The following is a 19,366-nucleotide window of genomic DNA, read 5'->3' on the forward strand; positions in this document are numbered from 1 at the left end:
GGGTCTGACGGTGGGTCAGACGCGGACCTGGCTGGGCAGTCCGTCGCCGCCCTGCGGGGCGCCGACCGGCACCGCGCCGGGCTGCGGCGGGGCCGCCACCTCGTCCTCGTGGCTGAGGTCGGGCAGCCACCGCAGCCAACTCGGCAGGTACCAGTTGCGGTCGCCGAGCAGCACCATCACGGCCGGCAGCAGCACCCCGCGGATGATCGTCGCGTCGATGAGCACCGCCACCGCGAGGCCCACGCCCATCTGCTTCATGCTCTGCATCGACAGCGTGCCGAAGATCGAGAAGACCGCCACCATGATGACCGCCGCGCTGGTGACCACGCCGGCCGTGGTGACCACGCCGTGCACCACCGCGTCCCGGGTGGGCCGGCCGGCCACGTGGGCCTCGCGGATGCGGGAGACCACGAAGACGTGGTAGTCCATGCTCAGCCCGAACAGGATCACGAACAGGAACAGCGGCAGCCAGGCCACCACCGCGCCCACCCCCTCGGCGCCGACCAGCGAGGCGCCCCAACCGTGCTGGAAGACGGCGGTGAGGATGCCGTACGCCGCGCCCACCGACAGCAGGTTCAGCGCGATCGAGGTCACGGCGATGGTCAGGGAGCGGAAGGACATCAGCATCAGCAAGAACGCGAAGACGATGACGAAGGCGAAGACCGGGGCGACGCTGGAGCCGAGTTCGTCGCTGAAGTCCTTCGAAGCGGCCGTGTCGCCGCCGATCGGCGCGCTCACCCCGTCCACCGTGCCGAGCGTGGCCGGCCGCACCTCGTCCCGCAGCACGTTCAGGCTGCGCTCGCTGCGGTCCTCGTCGGTGCCGCCGACCAGCGGCACCTCGATGACGGCCACGTTCTCCTTCTCGTGCACGGTCACCTTCACCGGGCCCTTGGACGCGCCCTTGGTCACCGCCTGGGCCCGGAAGTCCTCGATCGCCTTGCGTACCGGCGTCGCCCGTACGTCATCGGCCCTGACCACCACCCGCGCCGGGGCCGGCCCGCCGGGGAACTGCTCGTTGATGTGCCGGTAGGAGGCCACGATCGGCAGCGAGTCGCCGAACTCCTGGTCCATGTTGAGGTTGGCGGTGTGCATGCCGAGCGCCGGCAGCGCGATGGCCACCAGCGAGCCGCCCGCCAGCGTGATCGACACCCACGGCCGGCGCAGCACCCGGTTCAACACCGCACGCCAGAACCGGCTCTCGCCGTTGCCCGCCTTGGTGCGCTTGTGCAGGAAGGGCACCCTGCCCTTCTCGACCCGCTCGCCGAGCAGCGAGAGCAGCGCGGGCAGCACCGTCACGGAGCCGACCATGGCCACCGCCACCACCATCAGGGTGCCGAGCCCCATCGCCTCGAACTCGGCGATGCCGGTGAACAGCATGCCCGCCATGGCCACGATCACCGTGATGCCGGAGATCAGCACGGCCCGCCCGGAGGTGGCGGCGGCGATCTGGAGCGCGGTCGCCGCATCGCGCCCCGCGGCCCGCTCCTCGCGCTCCCGGCGCAGGTAGAACAGGCAGTAGTCGACGCCGACGGCCAACCCCACCAGCAGCATCACCGAGTTGGCGGTGTCGCTCATGTGCACCGCGTGGCTGACCACCGCCACCAGCCCGGTGGTGGCCAGGAACGCGGTCATCGCCAGGACCACCGGCAGCAGCGCGGCGACCAGCGCGCCGAACGCGATCAGCAGGATGCCAAGCGCCACCGGCAGCGCCGAGTACTCGGCCTGCTGGAAGTCGCTGCCGAACGCCTCGTCGAACGCCTTCTGCCCACTGGCGTCACCGAACTGTTCGAGCCGTACGGACCGGTGTTGGTCGGCGGCCTTGTCCACCGCGTCGGTGATCGGCTGTACCCGGTCCGCCGCGTCCTCGGGGTCGCCGCGCACCTCGAACTGGATGAGCGCCGAACGCCCGTCGGCGGAGACGGCGCCCGCCTCGTACGGGGAGCGGACCTCGGCCACCTCGCCGGTCGCGCGGACCGCCGAGATCACCTCGCGCACCGCCGTCTTGACCTCGGGGTCGGTCGCCTTCGCACCCTGCTCCCGCGCGGTGACCAGCACCATCTCGCCGGCCGGGTTGGTGATCCCGGCGTCGTCCAAGATGGCGGACGCCCGCCCGGCCTCGCCCGGCGTCTGCTCGCTGCCGCTGACGTCGACGCGGCCGGTCATCGAACCGACGGCCAGCGACAGGATGACGAACACCACCCAGCCGCCGACCGCCACCCACCGGTGCCGCGCACTCCAACTGCCCGCACGGGCCGCTATGCCACGTGGTTTCGATCTGTGCCCCGTGGTCGCCACGGTTCCCCCTCTAGAACTCGCCCATCGCCCGCGGCCCGCGCCGCCGTGCAGCAAGAACGCTAGGTCGGGGGATGGCTAGGGCCATCCGACTGAAAGCGGGCTGATCCCTTAGCGGTCAGAGGTTTAGGGCCCCTACACGTAACGGTCGTTGCGTCAATGGCCCAGGCCAAGGGTGTCCGCAAGTGCCAAGCGGCCCGGCGGATTTGGGCGCCTTTCACGGCGTACGGGGCACATGGGCGCCCGTTGGAAATGTCACAACGCCTGAACGCGGTTGTGCCGGCCGCGGTCGGTCGGCCAGAGTTTCGATTCTCCTCCCGGGCACCCCCCGCCCCCCCCCCGCCCCACCCGGGGCCCCCCCCCCCCGGGGCCCCCCCCCCCCCCCCCCCCGCCCGGCGCCCCCCCCCCCCCGGGGGCGGGGCGGCCGGGTTGAGGCGACGGGCTGGCGCCCGGGCGCGATGGTGTCGGGGTGGGGGTGCGCGCCGCGCGCTCTCGCCGCTGTGCGAGTGCTGGGGTGCCGCACCCGGCGAGCGGACCTAGAGGTTGCGGGGTGGCCGGTGGTGGCCGGTGGTGGCCAGTCCGGATTTGCTTTCAGACAAGCGGCCTGGCGGGGCATCCGGCGGCGACATCATCGGTGGGGCACCACGGCCCGCGTGCTGCCGTCGCTCCCGGGGGCTGAACCGGTAGGGCCCGCCCGCCAGTCGCGCGGGCGCACTTCCGTGCCGGCCACCCACCACGCTTCGGAGGCATCTCCATGACCGATTCCGCCGGCCTCAAGGGCGTCCGGGAGTTCACTGCGACCCAGTACGTCGTCCCCTACCTCCTGCTCGTCACCGGTAACGCGGGGGTGCGGAACGCTCCGGTCGGCGATCGGCCCGTGCTGTTCTGGGTGTTCGCGGCGGTCGCCGTGCTCGGTGCCGGCTCGACCCTGATGCGACTCCGACGGATGTGGGCCACGCATCAGCACCGACCGCTCCCCGCCTGGACGCGGTTCCTCGGCCTGCTCCTCGCCCTGTTCGGCGCGTACGTCGGCTACGTCGTCATCGACGGCGCGGCCGGATGGGGGAGCTAGGGGGAGAGCGCCGCGAACGCGCGCAAGCCCTGCCGTGGCCCCCCGTGCTCAACTGGCTGGCCGCCCAGCGGGCCGACCGCTCAACTGGCTGGCCGCCCAACAGGCCGACCGTTCAAACGGGCCGCCCGGCCGACCGGCCGCTCCTCGCAGGCGCCGTGCGCCAGATGCCGACGCCTCGTCGCGTTACCTCGGTCACAACCGCTCTCACCTGCGGCGATGCGCGAAGCGGAAGGCCATCTGTTGGTTGTTGAGTTACCTTACCGCAACGTAGCGTGTCTAAGGTGGATGATGATCTTGGCAATCGCCGCGAGAGCGAGGATGACTGACAGTGGGTTCACTGCGACTGAGCGCGGCCGACCTCCGGGGATTTTCGGCGCCGCCCAAGGTGCGCAACCTGCACAACGGCTACCGCTCGGTGAGTTGGACGGCACCGGCCAAGCTGGCCGACGGCTGCCGCGAGCGGCTCTTCGACCTGGTGGCCGACGTCGCCACCCGTACCTTCGAGACCGACCACTCCGGCTACTGGCGGGCGCGCAAGGAACAGAACTTCTTCGACCAGGTCGCCAACTTCACCCTCACCCTGGCCCCTGACGACGAGGTCGTCGGCTGGGCCGGCTATCAGAGAAAACGTTTCTTCAATAAGCAGGTCGTCTACCTCGACGCGGCCGGGCTGCTGCCCGCGCACCGGCGCTCCAAGCTCTCGGCCCGGGTGCAGGCGCGGTTCCTGGTCACCGAGGTCCTGTTGCGCAACCCGTTCCGCCCCACGTACGTGATCCTGCGGACCCAGAACCCCGGCATACACGCCGGCTTCACCAAGACCTTCGGCCCCGACCGGGTCTTCCCGCAGCCGGGCCGGCCGGTCCCGGCCGAGGTGCAGCGCATCGGCGCCGAGGCGATGCGCTGGCTCGGCCACCGCCCCGAGGCCATCGACGCCGAACGGCTGCTGGTCACGAACGCGCTGGACGGCGTGCTGTCCCAGTTGTACGGGGCGGCACCGCGCAGCGGAGAGCCCGAACTCGACGCGTACTTCGCCGACTCCATCGGTGCGACGGACTGCTTCGCCCTGGTCACCAAGGCCAGCGCCGGTCCGCTGCTGGCGTTCATGGCGCGTGCGGCCGGTGCGCAGGCGAAGGTCCGCGTCAGGCACCACCTGGGCGCGGCGCTCGGCGGCGTGCGGCACGCCGCGCGACGGGTGTCGCGGTGAGGCGGTACGCGGTACGCGGCGCGACGGGCGTGCCGGGCGTGCCGGCGCCCGGCTGCGTACGGGGGTCGGGTCTGAGTAGTTGCGGTACAGGGTGGAGCGCTGAGATTGATCACGGCCCTGGGCTGGGTGTCCTGCCGCAGCATGATCGGCAGGAGCCACGATGCTGACCTGCGTTGTTGCCATGCCGTTTGAGAATCTCGGGCTCTCCGTTCTCATCCGACATGGCAGTCGCGGAAGAGGCTCCGTCCTTACCGGCCCTGGTCGACGGGGACGTCGCCAAGCCGAACGCTGAGCTGGGCACCCAATTCCTGGAACCCCAGAGCTACAGCCACACGCCGGGATGGATAGGGCCGTGCTCTCCACTGCGGCAGCAACCCGGCATCGAGGGCATGGGCCACTGCTGCGGACGCCACGGCCCGGGCCAGGCGCCGGCCCCGATATTGCGGGGCAACCAGCACGCTCAGGTGGGCTACCGACTGCGGCCAGGACCGGTACCCGGCTGCGGCTACCACCTCTTCGCCCCGGCGAAGACAGAACGCGGGAGAAGAGATGTCCTCCAGACCGCTCTCGCCGGCCTCCTCCTCCCCGGCCAGGGCCAGCAGCGCGGCCAGGACGCCAGCACCGATCGGCAACTGCTCGACCCCGGTGCCTTCATGCGCAGGAAGAAAGCCGTCCCGGCCGAGATAGAAGAGCGAAGCCGGCCCGAGAACATCGAGAACGGGCAGCACCGCACGCAGACGAGCGATGTCAACGACCTCTTCGTGGGTCATCTTCCGCGCGGCGTCGTCCACCATCCCGGCGGCCTGCACGCTCGGTGCAGTGACGAGAGCGGCGTCACCGATCCGCACGATCCCGGTCCACGATGGCGGACACAACAGTGACCCGGGCGCGACCACAACCTTTGCCCCTCCTGGGGGACAGAACTCGACCGGTGTGCCCGCCAGTTCCACCCAAAGCTCCCGGGCGTGCATGAGTAAGAGATCGTCAGCCATGGCCACATCCTGTCGTCTCCACAGCCGGGGCGCGACCAGATTCCTCCCGGACAGCCGTACCGCAAAACTCAGACCAGCCGTGATCCATTGAGAAACCGCCACGTCGCGTGAGATGCGATGTTCCCCGGGCTGGTGGGGTCGTAGATGCCGGGCAGTGGCCCGGCGAGCATCTCCAGGATCAGGCCGTGGGCGGTGAGGCGGTCGGCGAGCACGGTGAGTTCGGTGGCGTCACGGCCGAGTCGTTTCATCTCGTACAAGGATCGTTTGCCCGAAGCGGAAGAAGATTCCGTGGTGAGGCAACGGTCTCGGCTTCGTAGGGACTCTTTTGAGCATCTAGGAGGGAGGTGCTCATGGGGGTTCGAAAGCAGGTCGGGGACCGAGAGTTCCACGATTTCGTCGTCGGCCGCTGGCCGCGCCTGATGCGCACGGCATTTCTGCTCACGGGTGAGCAGCACGCTGCGGAGGATCTGGTCCAGTCGACGCTGGAGCAGGTCTATGTGGCCTGGCACAGGGTCGCCTCGGCCGACGCCCCTGAGGCGTATGCGCGACGAGTGATGATCAACGCGCATGCCCGCAGATATCGAAGGAAGCTGCGGGAGTTCCTGTTGCCCAGGAGCGGGGACGCGGGCCTGACGCACGAGGTGGCCGACACCGGTGACCGGATCGCCCAGGCCGACGACCGTCACACGCTGCTGAAGGCGCTGGCCCAATTGCCGGCACGGCAGCGGGAAGCAGTGGTCCTACGTTACTGGGAGGACCTCACTGAGACACAGACGGCCGAGGCGATGGGCTGTTCGGTCGGCACGGTGAAGAGCAACGCGGCCAAGGGGATCGCGAAGCTGCGCGCCGTTTCGGGACTGGCGGAGAAAGTGACGCAGGGAGGACGAGCGTGAAGAGCGCGGACGGGGAGACGAGCCACAACATGACACAGCACGACATCGCCTTCCTGCTGGCCGAAGCCGCCGACGAGGTGAGGATCGGCACAGCCCCCGCCCAGGCGCTGATGCGCGGCGGACGCCGCCGCAGGGCACGTCGCTGGGCGGTCGTGGCGACCACCACCCTGGTCGTGGCCGGCTCCACGGGGGCCCTGGCACTGAACGGGCTGTCCGGTGACGGGGAACGGAGGGTGGTGTCGTCGGCGAGCCAGCCGGTCCCCAGCGCGGAGGCAGCCGAGCCGGACATGCGGACGACCCTGGCGAGCGGCACCGACGCGGGAGTGCCGTGGCGGGTGTACATCGACGTGTGGAAGGCTCCGGCGGACACGGCGGAGGCCCGGGCCACCCTGGCGGCCATGGCGAAGTTCGGCGAGCACCCGCAGGACGTCTCCACAGCCTCCCAACTGGTGGGCAAGGTCGCGCACTTCGTGTACCGGGTCACCGGTGAAGAGGCGAAGACCACGCAGATCGGGAACTTGGTGCTACCCGAGGACGACGTCCTGACCGGCGGCGAGCACGGGACCGTCTCGCTCCCGCTGCTCCCAGGGGACGGCACGGCCGCCCCGCGACTGGTGTTCGGCCAGGTCGCCAAGACCGCCCGGGAGGTCACCTGCACCTGGAAGGACGGCACGTCCACCAAGGTCGGCCGTGCGTCCGCGGACACCGAGGCGAATGCCGACGTTCCGGTCATCCACAGCCTCAAGCACTCCCCCTACGACTGGTTCGCCATCCTGGCGCCGAAGTCCACCGAGTTGGAGGGGATCAAGGTCACGAAGTAGCTCAAGCGGGAGACCAACGCTCCGAGGGGCAGGAAAACCACGGCGACAACCCCGACGGGCACCACGTGACGAAGCGCATCGTTCCTCTGCACCAGGACATCGAGACGGGCACGCGAGGTTCCAGCCGGCACCGGCACCGGCGGTACGCCTGTCCACGAACTGACAGCGATCCGGTGACCCAGCGTCCAGCGCCCCCGCAGCTCACGCCGTGAGCGGTACGTCCAACGACGTCCGTACCGCCCGCGCCGCGCGGCACTGTGCGAAGCGCCGGAGCAGCAGTTCGGCCACCTCGGGCGCCGGGCCGAGCACGTCGGCCACCACCTCGGCACCGGCGCGCTCGGCGCCGGCGGCGATCCGGTCGGGCAGCCGGCCCGGCGCCAGCACGTACGGGGCCACGGCCACCTGCCGGGCCCCGTCGGCGCGCAGCGCCCGTACCGCTTCCTCGGTCCCGAGGACCGGGGTGAGCGGGGCTGCCGCGGAGGCGAACGCGGGTCGCACGGCGCACCAACCGGTGAGCCGCCACTCCCGCGCGATTGCTGCGATCACCGCGATCGCCTCCGGGTCTGAAGAGCCCGCCGAGGCCAACACGACCCCGGTCGAGCCGCGTTCGCCGGGACCCACCCCGGCCTCGGCCAGCCGCCGCTCCAGGGCGGCGGTCAGCAGCGCGGACGGGCCGAGCACCGCCGCCTGCCGCACCCGCAGGTGTGGCAGCGCGGTGCGGGCCTCGCCGAGCACGGCCGGGATGTCGGCCTTGGCGTGGAAGGCATGGGTGAGCAGCAGCGGCACCGCCACCACATCCCGTACCCCGTCGGCCGCCAGCCGCGACAGCACCTGTGACACGCTCGGCGCGCAGAAGTCGAGGTAGCCGACCTCCACCCGCAGCCCGGGCCGCAGCGACCTGACCCGAGCGGTGAGCTCGGTGACGGTCGCCGCGTGCCGCGGGTCGCGGCTGCCGTGCGCGATGATCACCAGTGCTGTCGCGTACATGTCCTGGCCCCTAGCGGTTGCTCGCCAGGAGGCCGCGGCTGCGCAGCACCCGACGCTCGATCGGCGCGAAGATCAACAGCTCGATGCCGATGCCCACGATGAGGATGAGCAGGATCGCCGCCAGCACCAGGGACATGTCCGAGTCGACCCGGGCCTGGTCCAGGAGTTGCCCGAGGCCGGTGCCGAGCTCGGGCGAGGTCGCGATGAGCTCGGCCGCCATCAGCGAGCGCCAGGAGAACGCCCAGCCCTGCTTGAGGCCGGCGATGTAGCCGGGCAGCGCGGCCGGCAGCAGGACGTGCCGTACGCCGGCAAACCCGGTGGCGCCGATGGTGCGGCCCGCGCGCAGGTACAGCGGCGGGATCTGGTCCACGCCCGCCACCAGACCGTTGGCGATCGAGGGCACCGCGCCCAGCAACACCACCGCGTAGATGGTGGAGTTGGTCAGCCCGAACCAGATGATCGCCGCCGGCACCCAGGCCACCGAAGGCAGCGACTGGAGCCCGGAGAGGATCGGCCCGATGGCCGCGCGGACGAACCGCACCCGCGCCACCAGCAGACCCAGCGGCGTGCCGATGAGCAGCGAGGCGGCGAAGCCCAGCGCGCCGCGCGAGACGCTCTCCCAGACGTAGCCGAGCAGCGTGCCGTCCAGCCACTTGTCCTGGAGGGCCCGTGCCACGTCGGCGGGGCTCGGCAGTTGGTAGTGCGGCTTGACCTCGAAGTGGTACGCGAGTTGCCAGCCGATGAGGACCAGGGCGACGGCCACCACCGGCGGCACCACCCGGTCGAGCAAGATCCGGGCCAGCGGCACCCGGGCCTTGGCGTGCGTCTCCAGGGCGTCCAGGCCGGCGCCGAGACCGGCGAGCTGGTCGGACGGGGCGTCGGCCACATCCGAGGCAGCCGCGGCAGTGCTCGTGGCGGTGCCCGCGGCAGGGCGGCCCGTGGCGGGACCCTTGGCGGCGTCCTTCCGCAGGCCGGTCCTGCCGGCTGGGCCGGCGGGCCCGTCCGCGGACGGCTCTGGGTCCCCTGGAGCTGCGGGGGAGTGGGTCTCAGTGTTGGCCATGGCGGCGGATCTCCCCACGGAGCTGCTCGGTGATCTCTACGGACAGGTCGGTCACGGCGCTGTCCTCGATGCGCCGCGGCTGCGGAAGGTCGACCTGCCACTCCCGGGCGATCCGCCCGGGACGTGAGGAGAGCAGCACGATGCGCTGGGCCAGCCGCACCGCCTCGCCGACGTTGTGCGTGACGAACAGCACCGAGACGTGCGTCTCGGACCAGATCCGCATCAGCTCTTCGTGCAGCACGTCCCGGGTGATGGCGTCGAGCGCGGCGAACGGCTCGTCCATCAGGAGCAGCTTGCTGTCCTGCGCCAGCGCCCTGGCCAGCGCCACCCGCTGGCGCATGCCGCCGGACAGCTCGTGCACCCGCTTGCCGTACGCGCCGTTCAGCCGCACCAGGTTCAGCAGCCGCTCGGCCTCCGGGCGGCGCTCGGCCCGCGGCAGCCCGCGCATCCGCAGCGCCAGTTCGATGTTCTTGCCGGCCGTCAGCCACGGGAACAGCGCGTGTTCCTGGAACATCAGGGCCGGCCGGCCGCCGGGCACCTCGATGGCCCCGACGGTCGGCTTGTCGAGCCCGGCGACCAGGTTCAGCAGGGTGGACTTGCCACACCCGGACGCCCCGAGCAGGCAGACGAACTCACCGGGTGCGACGTCCAGTGCGATGTCGTCGAGTACGTGTTGCTGGGCGCCGGGACGGCCGAACGACTTGGAGACGTGATCGATGCGTGCGGCGTAGCCGCTCGACCGTTCCGTCGTGACGGGCTGTTGGGTGAGCGTTGCGGTCATGGCGTCACCTCCTGGGAAAGGGGCCTGCGTTGCGGTGGGACGTGGGGGGCGGCGCGTGGGGGGTGGCAAGTAGCGTTGCGCTAGCTAGCGCCGAGCCCGGCGTCCTCCGCCTGGGGCTTCCCCTCGGCCTTGAGCACCTTGTTCAGCAGGGTGAGGTCGTAGATGCCGTCGAGCTTGGGCTTCTTCAACAGGCCCGCCTCGACGGCGTGTTGTGCCTCGTCCCGCAGCGTCTTGGCCAGCGGGTCGTTGGTGACGTCCACGTTTTTGAACGCCGGGTCCAGGACCTTGTCGTCCAACTGGCTCCCGGTCAGGTTCTTCAGGGCCGCGTTGACCTGCTTCTTCGCGGCGTCCGGGTTGGCCTTGATCCAGTCGTTGGTACGCACCGCCCCGCGCAGTACGGCCTCCACGACCTTCGGGTGCTCCTTCAGGAACTTCTGGGAGACGATCACGTTCGTGATGACGAACTTGCCGCCCTCCCACAGGTCACGCTCGTCGATGATGACCTTGCCGCCCTCGGCCACCAGCTTGGACGCGGTCGGCTCCGGCACCCAAGCGCCGTCGATCCCGCCCTGCTTGAAGGTGGTCGGGATCTCCTTGTTGTCCTGCCGGATCACCGACACGTCGCCCTTGCCGGTCTGGGCGTCGACGTCGTACCCCTTCTCGGACAGGTAGTTGAGCAGGGCGACGTCCTGCGTGTTGCCCTTCTGCGGGGTGGCGATCCGCTTGCCCTTGAGGTCTTCGGGCGTCTTGATCTTGTCGGGGTTGACGACCAGCGAGACGCCGCCGGAGGCGGAGCCGGAGATGATGCGCAGGTTCTGGCCGCCGGACTTGGTGTAGCCGTTGATGGCCGGCGAGGGGCCGATCCAGCCGATGTCGATCGAGCCCGCGTTCAGCGCCTCGATCTCGGAGGGCCCGGCGTTGAAGGTGAACGGCTTGATCTCGGTGCCGCCCAACTCCTTCTGGATCAGGCCCTCCTGGATGCCGACCAGGGGCGTGGCGTGCGTGACGTTGGCGAAGTAGCCGATCCGCACCGAGTCCAGGCCGTCGAGCTTGGCGCCCTCTGCCTTGGCCGCGGGCTTCTTGCCGTCGTCCTCCTTCTCCGACCCGTAGCCGCAGGCGCCGAGCACGCCGATCAGCAACGGAACGAGGGCGGCGGCGCCTATGCGGTGGCGGGCGCCCCGACGGGCGCGTGATGCGGGAAGGGCAGACACAGAGGTGGTTCCTCTCAGCGAGCCGGGGTACGCCTCACGGCGGTCCCGGCGGTGGTTCCGGTGCACGGAAGGTGACGGTCCCGGCCGGACGGCCGGGGGCGCGGGGGGTGGCAGCGGTCGGGGCGGTCAGCACACACATCGCCCGACACCGCCCTGCCCACTGCCGAGTGCGCCGCTGCCCACGCGCCCGCCCTCCTTGGCGAACGTGGAATACGCCTCGCCTGCCACGTCACACACCCCGTTCCGCATCACCCACGGGCGCCGTGCCCGCACCGGCGAACGCCTCGCCGGACATGCCGGCGGTCAGCGTGGTGCCGTCCGCCGGGTCGATCAGAAGGAAAGAACCAGTACGCCGGGACGCCGCGTACGCGTCGAGCGCCAGCGGCTCCGCGGTCCGCAGCACCACCCGGCCGATGTCATTGGCCACCAACTCGCCGGGCGCCGGGTGCTGGGACAGATCGTCCAGGGCCAGCCGCGAGGGGATGTCCTTCACGATGGCCTTGACCGTACGGGTGGTGTGCTTGAGCAACACCCGGTCGCCGACCCGCAGCGGCCGGTCCGCCACGTGGCACACCGTCGCCGCCACGTCCTGGGTGGGGCTCGGGGCCGTCGCCGCCGGCGCGATCAGATCGCCCCGCGAGACGTCGATGTCGTCCGCGAGCCGCAACGTCACCGACTGCGGCGCCCACGCCGCGTCCACCGGGTCGCCGAGCGCGTCGATGCCCTCGATCACGCTGCTGCGCCCGGACGGCAGCACCACCACCTGCTGGCCCACGTGCAGCACGCCCGAGGCGACCTGCCCCGCGTAGCCGCGGTAGTCGGGGTGCTCGGCGGACTGCGGGCGGATCACGTACTGCACCGGGAAGCGGGCCACATCGCGCGCCGGGTCGGCCACCACCGGCACCGTCTCCAGGTGTTCGAGCACCGTGGGGCCGCCGTACCAGTCCATGTTGGCCGACGGCGTCACCACGTTGTCGCCGGCCAGCGCGGAGATCGGGATGGCCGTGCACCACGGGTCGCCGCCAGGCCCCGCCGTGCTCCAGCCGGGCACGCCCAGCGAGGCCGCGTACGCCGTGAACTCCTGCGCGATCGCCGCGAACACCGGCTCCGCGTAGTCCACCAGGTCCATCTTGTTCACCGCGAGCACCACGTGCGGCACCCGCAGCAGCGCGGCCACCGCCGCATGTCTGCGGGTCTGCTCCACCACGCCGTTGCGCGCGTCCACCAGCACCACGGCCAGCTCGGCCGTGGAGGCGCCGGTGACCATGTTGCGGGTGTACTGCACGTGCCCCGGCGTGTCGGCGAGGATGAACCGGCGCCGCGCGGTGGCGAAGTAGCGGTACGCCACGTCGATGGTGATGCCCTGCTCGCGCTCGGCGCGCAGCCCGTCCGTCAGCAGGGCCAGGTCGGGCCCCTCCTTGCCGCGGTGCCGCGAGGCGTGCTCGACCGCTTCGAGCTGGTCGGCCAGGACCGACTTGGAGTCGTGCAGCAGCCGCCCCACCAGCGTGGACTTCCCGTCGTCCACGCTGCCCGCGGTCGCGAAGCGCAGCAGCGAGGCGGCCGGCGCGCGCTCGGTCGGCCCGGGCTGACCGGTGATGATGCTCGTCATTAGAAGTACCCCTCGCGCTTACGGTCTTCCATCGCGGCCTCGGACAGCTTGTCGTCGGCCCGCGTGGCGCCCCGCTCGGTCAGTCTGGATGCGGCTATTTCCGCGATGACCTGGGAAATGGTGGCCGCGTCCGAGTCCACGGCACCGGTGCAGGACATGTCGCCCACGGTGCGGTAGCGCACCAGGCGCCGCTCGATCCGCTCGCCCTCGCGCGGCCCGCCCCACTCGCCGGGCGCCAGCCACATGCCGGACCGGGAGAACACCTCGCGCTCGTGCGCGTAGTAGATCGCCGGCAGGTCGATCTTCTCCCGCTCGATGTACTGCCACACGTCCAGCTCGGTCCAGTTCGACAGCGGGAAGACCCGGACGTGCTCGCCGGCGGAGTGCCGCCCGTTGTAGAGCTGCCACAGCTCGGGGCGCTGGCGCCGCGGGTCCCAGCCGCCGAACTCGTCACGCAGCGAGAACACCCGCTCCTTGGCGCGCGCCTTCTCCTCGTCGCGCCGCCCGCCGCCGAAGACCGCGTCGAACCGGTTCTTCTCGATCGCGTCGAGCAGCGGCACCGTCTGGAGCGGGTTGCGGGTGCCGTCCGGCCGCTCGCGGAGCTGCCCGCGGTCGATGAACTCCTGCACCGAGGCCACGTGCAGCCGCAGCCCGTGCTCCTCGACGGTGCGGTCCCGGTAGTCGATGACCTCGGGGAAGTTGTGCCCGGTGTCCACGTGCAGCAGCGCGAAGGGCACCGGCGCCGGCGTGAACGCCTTCAGCGCCAGGTGCAGCATCACGATGGAGTCCTTGCCGCCGGAGAACAGGATCACCGGCCGCTCGAACTCGCCCGCCACCTCGCGGAAGATGTGCACCGCCTCGGACTCCAGGGCGTCCAGGTGCGCGAGTGCGTACGGGTTGTCGGCGTCCTCGCCGACCGATGCGGGGGGTGTCATGGGGGGCTCCTCCAGGTCGCAGTGTGGGTCGTTCGCCGTGCGTGCGCCGCTCACACCATCCCCCGCTTGGCCAGCAGCGCATGCAGCGCCGCCGCGGACTCGTGCACGCCCTGCCGGTGCGTCTCGATCCGCAGGTCCGGGTCGGCGGGCGCCTCGTACGGGTCGTCCACACCGGTCAGCCCGGAGATCTCGCCCGCCGCCTGCTTGGCGTACAGGCCCTTCACATCACGCTCCGAGCACACCTCGACCGGGGTCGCCACGTGGACCTCCAGGTACGACGTGCCCGCCGCCCGGTGCCGCTCGCGCACCGCCGCCCGGCTGTCCGCGTACGGGGCGATCACCGGGACCAGCGCGATCACCCCGTGCGAGGCCAGCAGTTCGGCCACGAAACCGATGCGCTGCACGTTGGTGTGCCGGTCGGCGCGGGTGAAGCCGAGGCCGGCGGAGAGGAACTCGCGGATCTCGTCGCCGTCCAGCACCTCCACCCGGTGGCCCTCGCCGGACAGCCGCTCGGCCAGCGCGTACGCGATCGTCGTCTTGCCCGCACTGGGCAGACCGGTGAGCCACACCGTCGCACCGGTGTGCCGGGCGGTGTCGGTGCCGCGCCCGCTCGGTGTGGCCGTGGTCATCGGTGGCTCCTGGGGTATGTGTGTGTCCGTCATCAGCCGTGCAGTCCGCATTCCGTCTTGCCGCGGCCGGCCCAGCGGCCGGCCCGCGCGTCCTCGCCCGCCAGCACCCGCCGGGTGCACGGGGCGCAGCCGATGGAGGTGTATCCGTCCATCAGCAGCGGGTTGGTCAGGACGCCGTGCTCGGCGACGTAGTCGTCCACGTCGCGCTCGGTCCAGCGGGCGATCGGCGAGAGCTTCACCTTGCCGCGCCGCGCGTCCCACCCGACCACCGGCGTGCCCGCCCGGGTGGGCGACTCGTCGCGGCGTAGCCCGGTCGCCCACGCGTCGTACCCCGCGAGGCCGCTCTCCAGCGGGGCGACCTTGCGCAGCGCGCAGCACAGGTCAGGGTCCCGGTCGTGCAGCAACGGCCCGTACTCGGCATCCTGTTCGGCGACCGTCTGGCGCGGGGTGAGGGTGATCAGACTGACGTCCATCACCGCCTCCACCGCGTCCCGGGTGCCGATGGTCTCCGGGAAGTGGTACCCGGTGTCGAGGAAGACCACGTCCACGCCGGGACGCACCCGGGCGGCCAGATGGGCCACGACCGCGTCCGCCATCGACGAGGTCACGCAGAAGCGCGCCCCGAAGGTCTCCACGCCCCAGCGCAGGATCTCCAGCGCCGACGCGTCCTCAAGCTCCCGACCGGCCCGCTCGGCCAACTCCTTGAGCTCGGCCGCCGTACGTCCTTCGGTCGTCGTCATGTCGCACCACCCCTCTCCCCGGTCCCTTCGGCATCCCGCCGCAGACCGGTGGCTAGCAGTCCAAGGAACGACAGCCGAAACGCACGGTTGCAGGACGCGCATTCCCAGGCGCCGGGGCCTTCCGCGGACGGGCGCAGATCCTCGTCGCCGCAGTACGGACAGTAGAATGGCGCGGCCCGCTCGCTCACGACAGGTCTCCTTCGGCCGCACGTGCGGCCCACTGTGCGAACCGCTCGCCCTCGGTGCGCTGCTCCTGGAAGCGGGTCAGCAACCGCTCGACGTAGTCGGGGAGTTCGGCCGAGGTCACCTTCAGACCGCGCACCTTGCGGCCGAACCCGGCGTCGAGCCCGAGCGCGCCGCCCAGGTGCACCTGGTAGCCCTCGACCTGCTGGCCGTCGGCGTCGGTCACCAACTGGCCCTTGAGCCCGATGTCGGCGACCTGGATGCGGGCGCAGGCGTTGGGGCAGCCGTTGATGTTGATGGTCAGCGGCTCGTCGAAGTCCGGCATCCGGCGCTCCAACTCGTCGATGAGCGCCGCGCCGCGCGCCTTGGTCTCGACGATGGCCAGCTTGCAGAACTCGATGCCGGTGCAGGCCATGGTGCCGCGCCGGAAGGTCGACGGCTTGACCTGGAGCTCCAGCGCCTCCAGGGCGGCGACCAGGGACTCCACCCGGTCCTGCGCCACGTCCAGGACGATCATCTTCTGCTCGGCGGTGGTCCGCACCCGCCCCGAGCCGTGCTCCGTGGCCAGCTCGGCGATCTTGGTCAGCGTCGCGCCGTCCACCCGGCCCACGCGCGGCGCGAAACCGACGTAGTACTGGCCGTCCTGCTGCCGGTGCACGCCCACGTGGTCGCGCCAGCGCTCGGCCGGCTCGTCGGGCGCGGGCCCGTCGGTCAGCTTGCGCCCCAGGTACTCGTCCTCAAGGACCTGCCGGAACTTCTCCGCGCCCCAGTCGGCCAGCAGGTACTTCATCCGGGCCCGGTTGCGCAGCCGGCGGTAGCCGTAGTCGCGGAAGATGGAGATGACGCCGCCGAAGACGTCCGGCACCTCCTCCAGCGGGACCCAGGCGCCCAGTCGCACGCCGAGCTTGGGGTTGGTGGACAGCCCGCCGCCCACCCACAGGTCGAAGCCGGGGCCGTGCTCGGGGTGGCGCACGCCGACGAAGGCCACGTCGTTGATCTCGTGCACCACGTCGAGCAGTGGCGACCCGGAGACCGCGGTCTTGAACTTGCGCGGCAGGTTCGAGTACGCCGGGTCGCCGATGTAGCGGCGGTGGATCTCGTCGATCGCCCAGCTTCCGTCGATGATCTCGTCCTCGGCGATGCCGGCGACGGGCGAGCCGAGGATGGTGCGCGGGGTGTCGCCGCACGCCTCGGTCGAGGACAGGCCGACGGCTTCGAGGCGGCGCCAGATCTCCGGCACGTCCTCGATCCTGATCCAGTGGAACTGGATGTTCTGCCGGTCGGTGATGTCGGCCGTGCCGCGGGCGAACTCCTGCGATATTTCGCCGATCACCCGCAGTTGGTCGGTGGTGAGCCGGCCGCCGTCGATGCGGACCCGCATCATGAAGTAGCTGTCGTCCAACTCCTCCGGCGCGAGGACGGCCGTCTTGCCGCCGTCGATGCCGGGCTTGCGCTGGGTGTACAGGCCCCACCAGCGCATCCGGCCGCGCAGGTCGGCGGGGTCGATCGAGTCGAAGCCGGCCCTGGCGTAGATCGTCTCAATGCGTGTCCGCACGTTGAGACCGTTGTCGTCCTTCTTGACCTGCTCGTTGCCGTTGAGCGGAGTGCGGTGGCCCATCGCCCACTGGCCCTCGCCGCGGTGGCGGCCCGCCTTGCGGCGGGGCGCTGCGGTGGGGGCGCCTTGGGCCGAAGTCTGGGGGCGTTCGGGATTGGCGGCCATGGCGGTGTGTCCTTCTGGGCAGCTCGGGCGGGACGGCGTGCGTCGAGCGGGTGAGGCGGGCGTGACGGGATGGCGGGGCGCACGGACGGGCCCCGCACGGGCAGAGCAGTTCGCGCTGAACTCTCGCTTGCGCAGGAAGAGTCGCCGGCAGCTCGACCGGACCGCACGCGACCCCCTGCGGGCGGGCGCGCGGCGCGAGCGGAGCGGGCCCCGGGACGGGGTGGTCGGGAGGTCTACGGATCGAGCGCGTCCGCGACGGTGGGGACGGCCAAAAATGCGGTGGTGCTGCGCTGTCAGCCCGCGGGACAGATGGCGCTGGACAGGCGGCCGAGGTCGACGTGGCGTCGACTCACCAAGGCAATTCCAGCTCTAGACATGACGGAAGCGTGGCATGGGCCTCTCGCGAGCGTCCACCATTGTCCAACATGTGGGCGATCGAGTCTCGATTTGTGAGACGCTAGGGAGTCGCTCACATGGGTGAACCCGATTTACGGACCTTGCCGAGACGATCGCTCTACGCGCTGGTAGGGGCCTCGTACGCGCCCGCCCAGGGCCCCGGATTCACAGGTTCCGGTTCTTCGGTTGTGAGCGTCTTGTAGACGCCGAAGCCCCGCCTTCGGTAGTTGTCGAGCGCGTACGGACCATCCTTGGAGCAGGTTTGCAACCACACCCGGCGGGTGGGCGCGAGATTCGGCCATCGCTGGGCCAGATCCCAGGCCCGGGCGACGCCCACGGACAACAGATGTCCACCGATGCCCCGCCCGCGGAAGGCCGGAAGTAGACCGAAGTAGGTGAGCTCGACGGACCCGTCGGGAGTGTTCGCCATTTCGACGTAGCCGGCGGGCGTCCCCGCTTCGTAGGCCACCCAGGTCTCCACGCCGGGCCGGCCGAGGAACGCCTGCCACTGGGCGTACGACCAGCCCAGCCGGTCGATCCAGGCGTTGTCCCCGCCCACGGCGGTGTACAGGAAGCGGCTCAGCTCCGGGCTCGGCACGCCCGCCCGGGCCACCTGCACGCCGCTGCCGGTCCCCGGTGGGCGGGCGGGGGAGAGGTCCGTCGCTGCGGTCTGCTCCAAATACCAGGTGGTCACGGTCGTCGTCACCCCGCCAGCCAACCATGCGCACACTTTCCGCCGACGGTCGGCCCAGGTCACCCGGCAGGGAGGGGCGACCAGGGCAGATACGGTGAAGAGGTGCAGCCAGCGAACGAATCCCCCAGTCGGCCAGCCGGCCGGCTGCACAGGGCCAGGGCCCTGTCGCAGCACGTCTCCAAGCGCAGGATGGCGTGGCTGCTGCTGAAGGACACCGTCAACTCCTGCATGGAATACCGGGTCACCGGGCTCGCCGCAGAGGCGGCCTTCTTCACGCTGCTCTCGCTGCCGCCGCTGCTGCTCGGCCTCATCGGGCTGCTCGGCTACCTCGACGCCTGGACCAACACCGAGACCGTCGCCTCCATACGGGACAACATCCTGGAGGCGTCGGGCACGGTCCTGTCCGACAAGGGCGTCAGCGACATCGCCAGACCCCTGCTCGACGACGTCATCGAGGGCGGCAGACCCGACGTGATCTCGCTCGGCTTCGGCATCGCCCTGTGGTCCGGATCACGCGCGGTCAACGTCTTCGTCGACACCATCACCATCATGTACGGCCTCGAAGGCCACCGCGGCATCGTCAAGACCCGGCTGCTGGCCTTCCTGCTGTACCTGGTCGCGCTGGTGGTCGGGGCGGTGGCGCTGCCGCTGATGGTGGTCGGCCCCGACGCCATGGTGCAGATCTTCCCGGGCAGCGCGGGCACCGTGCGCATCCTGTACTGGCCCGTCGTGATCCTGCTCTCGATCGCCTTCCTGACCACGCTCTACCACGTGTCGGTGCCGGTCAGATCGCCCTGGCGGGAGGACATCCCGGGCGCGCTGATCGCCCTCACCATGTGGGTGCTGGGCAGCTTCCTGCTCCGCATCTACCTCACCCAGACCGTCGAGGGCCCCACCATCTACGGCTCGCTGGCGGCCCCGGTCGCGGTGCTGCTGTGGATCGGGGTCTCCGCGTTCGCGGTGCTGGTGGGCGCCGCGGTCAACGCCTCGCTGGACCGGGTCTGGCCGTCGGTGGCGACGGCCGCGGCCCGCGAGGAGCGCGAACGCGAGCGGCGCCGGGCGGCGGCCCGAGCCTTCGCCGAGGCGTCCGCGCTCGCGGACGACGAGGACGGCGCCGACGCCGCACCGCCGTCGGAGTTCCCCGAGC

General features: G+C 71.0%; 20 protein-coding genes. 5 read left to right on the forward strand and 15 right to left on the reverse strand.

Going from position 1 to position 19,366, the window contains the following annotated elements; all coding sequences use genetic code 11:
- Window positions 1–15 precede the first annotated feature (15 nt).
- Window positions 16–2,295 carry an MMPL family transporter gene (locus AAHZ94_RS09850; protein ID WP_349992258.1) on the reverse strand — a complete coding sequence of 760 codons (2,280 nt, stop codon included), beginning with the start codon at window positions 2,293–2,295 and terminating at the stop codon, window positions 16–18.
- A gap of 751 nt (window positions 2,296–3,046) precedes the next feature.
- On the opposite strand from AAHZ94_RS09850, the gene AAHZ94_RS09855 reads away from it, so the two are divergent.
- Window positions 3,047–3,364, forward strand: coding sequence for a hypothetical protein (locus AAHZ94_RS09855; RefSeq protein ID WP_349992259.1), 318 nt, complete (start codon window positions 3,047–3,049; stop codon window positions 3,362–3,364).
- Between the two features lie 328 nt (window positions 3,365–3,692).
- On the forward strand, window positions 3,693–4,568 hold the full coding sequence (locus AAHZ94_RS09860; RefSeq protein WP_349992261.1) for a hypothetical protein: 876 nt from the start codon (window positions 3,693–3,695) through the stop codon (window positions 4,566–4,568).
- A gap of 248 nt (window positions 4,569–4,816) precedes the next feature.
- Here AAHZ94_RS09860 and AAHZ94_RS09865 read toward each other — a convergent pair whose 3' ends face one another.
- Both AAHZ94_RS09865 and AAHZ94_RS09870 read right to left on the reverse strand, forming a co-directional pair.
- Window positions 4,817–5,560 (reverse strand): GNAT family N-acetyltransferase, encoded by a 744-nt coding sequence (locus AAHZ94_RS09865; RefSeq protein WP_349992263.1) that lies wholly within the window; start codon window positions 5,558–5,560, stop codon window positions 4,817–4,819.
- Between the two features lie 68 nt (window positions 5,561–5,628).
- Entirely contained in the window at window positions 5,629–5,808 is a 180-nt protein-coding gene (locus tag AAHZ94_RS09870; protein ID WP_349992264.1) for a hypothetical protein, read from the reverse strand.
- Window positions 5,809–5,910: 102 nt separating this feature from the next.
- Between AAHZ94_RS09870 and AAHZ94_RS09875 the strand changes: the two genes are divergently transcribed.
- Together AAHZ94_RS09875 and AAHZ94_RS09880 are read left to right on the forward strand one after the other, a co-directional pair.
- Entirely contained in the window at window positions 5,911–6,453 is a 543-nt protein-coding gene (locus AAHZ94_RS09875; protein WP_349992265.1) for a SigE family RNA polymerase sigma factor, read from the forward strand.
- The gene (locus AAHZ94_RS09880) at window positions 6,450–7,274 is read left to right on the forward strand and encodes a hypothetical protein (protein WP_349992267.1); all 825 of its coding nucleotides are present in this window, start codon (window positions 6,450–6,452) and stop codon (window positions 7,272–7,274) included. The genes AAHZ94_RS09875 and AAHZ94_RS09880 overlap by 4 nt, the downstream gene beginning before the upstream one ends.
- A gap of 201 nt (window positions 7,275–7,475) precedes the next feature.
- Here the strand turns inward: AAHZ94_RS09880 and AAHZ94_RS09885 are convergent, their stop codons facing one another.
- From AAHZ94_RS09885 to AAHZ94_RS09940, 12 genes are all read right to left on the reverse strand, one after another.
- Window positions 7,476–8,261 carry a sirohydrochlorin chelatase gene (locus AAHZ94_RS09885; RefSeq protein ID WP_349992269.1) on the reverse strand — a complete coding sequence of 262 codons (786 nt, stop codon included), beginning with the start codon at window positions 8,259–8,261 and terminating at the stop codon, window positions 7,476–7,478.
- Between the two features lie 10 nt (window positions 8,262–8,271).
- On the reverse strand, window positions 8,272–9,321 hold the full coding sequence (locus tag AAHZ94_RS09890; RefSeq protein WP_349992271.1) for an ABC transporter permease: 1,050 nt from the start codon (window positions 9,319–9,321) through the stop codon (window positions 8,272–8,274).
- Window positions 9,308–10,102, reverse strand: a complete 795-nt coding sequence (locus AAHZ94_RS09895; protein ID WP_349992272.1) for an ABC transporter ATP-binding protein — start codon at window positions 10,100–10,102, stop codon at window positions 9,308–9,310. Before AAHZ94_RS09895 ends, AAHZ94_RS09890 begins: the two co-directional genes overlap by 14 nt.
- An 80-nt stretch (window positions 10,103–10,182) precedes the next feature.
- On the reverse strand, window positions 10,183–11,313 hold the full coding sequence (locus AAHZ94_RS09900; protein ID WP_349992273.1) for an aliphatic sulfonate ABC transporter substrate-binding protein: 1,131 nt from the start codon (window positions 11,311–11,313) through the stop codon (window positions 10,183–10,185).
- Window positions 11,314–11,542: 229 nt separating this feature from the next.
- A complete protein-coding gene (locus tag AAHZ94_RS09905; protein ID WP_349992274.1) occupies window positions 11,543–12,922 on the reverse strand; it encodes a sulfate adenylyltransferase subunit 1 in 1,380 nt (459 codons plus the stop codon).
- Window positions 12,922–13,857, reverse strand: a complete 936-nt coding sequence (gene cysD, locus AAHZ94_RS09910; RefSeq protein WP_349992276.1) for a sulfate adenylyltransferase subunit CysD — start codon at window positions 13,855–13,857, stop codon at window positions 12,922–12,924. Before cysD ends, AAHZ94_RS09905 begins: the two co-directional genes overlap by 1 nt.
- Window positions 13,858–13,907: 50 nt before the next feature.
- The gene (gene cysC, locus AAHZ94_RS09915) at window positions 13,908–14,486 is read right to left on the reverse strand and encodes an adenylyl-sulfate kinase (RefSeq protein ID WP_349992277.1); all 579 of its coding nucleotides are present in this window, start codon (window positions 14,484–14,486) and stop codon (window positions 13,908–13,910) included.
- 32 nt (window positions 14,487–14,518) lie between these two features.
- A complete protein-coding gene (locus AAHZ94_RS09920) occupies window positions 14,519–15,226 on the reverse strand; it encodes a phosphoadenylyl-sulfate reductase (RefSeq protein ID WP_349992279.1) in 708 nt (235 codons plus the stop codon).
- Complete coding sequence (locus tag AAHZ94_RS09925; RefSeq protein ID WP_349992281.1) at window positions 15,223–15,414, reverse strand: hypothetical protein; 192 nt, start codon at window positions 15,412–15,414, stop codon at window positions 15,223–15,225. Before AAHZ94_RS09925 ends, AAHZ94_RS09920 begins: the two co-directional genes overlap by 4 nt.
- Window positions 15,411–17,129 carry a nitrite/sulfite reductase gene (locus AAHZ94_RS09930; RefSeq protein WP_349992283.1) on the reverse strand — a complete coding sequence of 573 codons (1,719 nt, stop codon included), beginning with the start codon at window positions 17,127–17,129 and terminating at the stop codon, window positions 15,411–15,413. The genes AAHZ94_RS09925 and AAHZ94_RS09930 overlap by 4 nt, the downstream gene beginning before the upstream one ends.
- A gap of 293 nt (window positions 17,130–17,422) precedes the next feature.
- Window positions 17,423–17,506, reverse strand: a complete 84-nt coding sequence (locus tag AAHZ94_RS09935) for a putative leader peptide (protein WP_342671247.1) — start codon at window positions 17,504–17,506, stop codon at window positions 17,423–17,425.
- A gap of 137 nt (window positions 17,507–17,643) precedes the next feature.
- Window positions 17,644–18,231, reverse strand: coding sequence for a GNAT family N-acetyltransferase (locus tag AAHZ94_RS09940; RefSeq protein ID WP_349992285.1), 588 nt, complete (start codon window positions 18,229–18,231; stop codon window positions 17,644–17,646).
- Between the two features lie 90 nt (window positions 18,232–18,321).
- Here AAHZ94_RS09940 and AAHZ94_RS09945 point away from each other — a divergent pair.
- Window positions 18,322–19,366 (forward strand): YihY/virulence factor BrkB family protein (locus AAHZ94_RS09945; RefSeq protein ID WP_349992286.1); only part of this gene is annotated, 1,045 nt, incomplete at its 3' end.

The organism is Streptomyces sp. HSW2009, from assembly GCF_040240285.1.
In the GTDB taxonomy this organism is placed as follows: domain Bacteria; phylum Actinomycetota; class Actinomycetes; order Streptomycetales; family Streptomycetaceae; genus Streptomyces.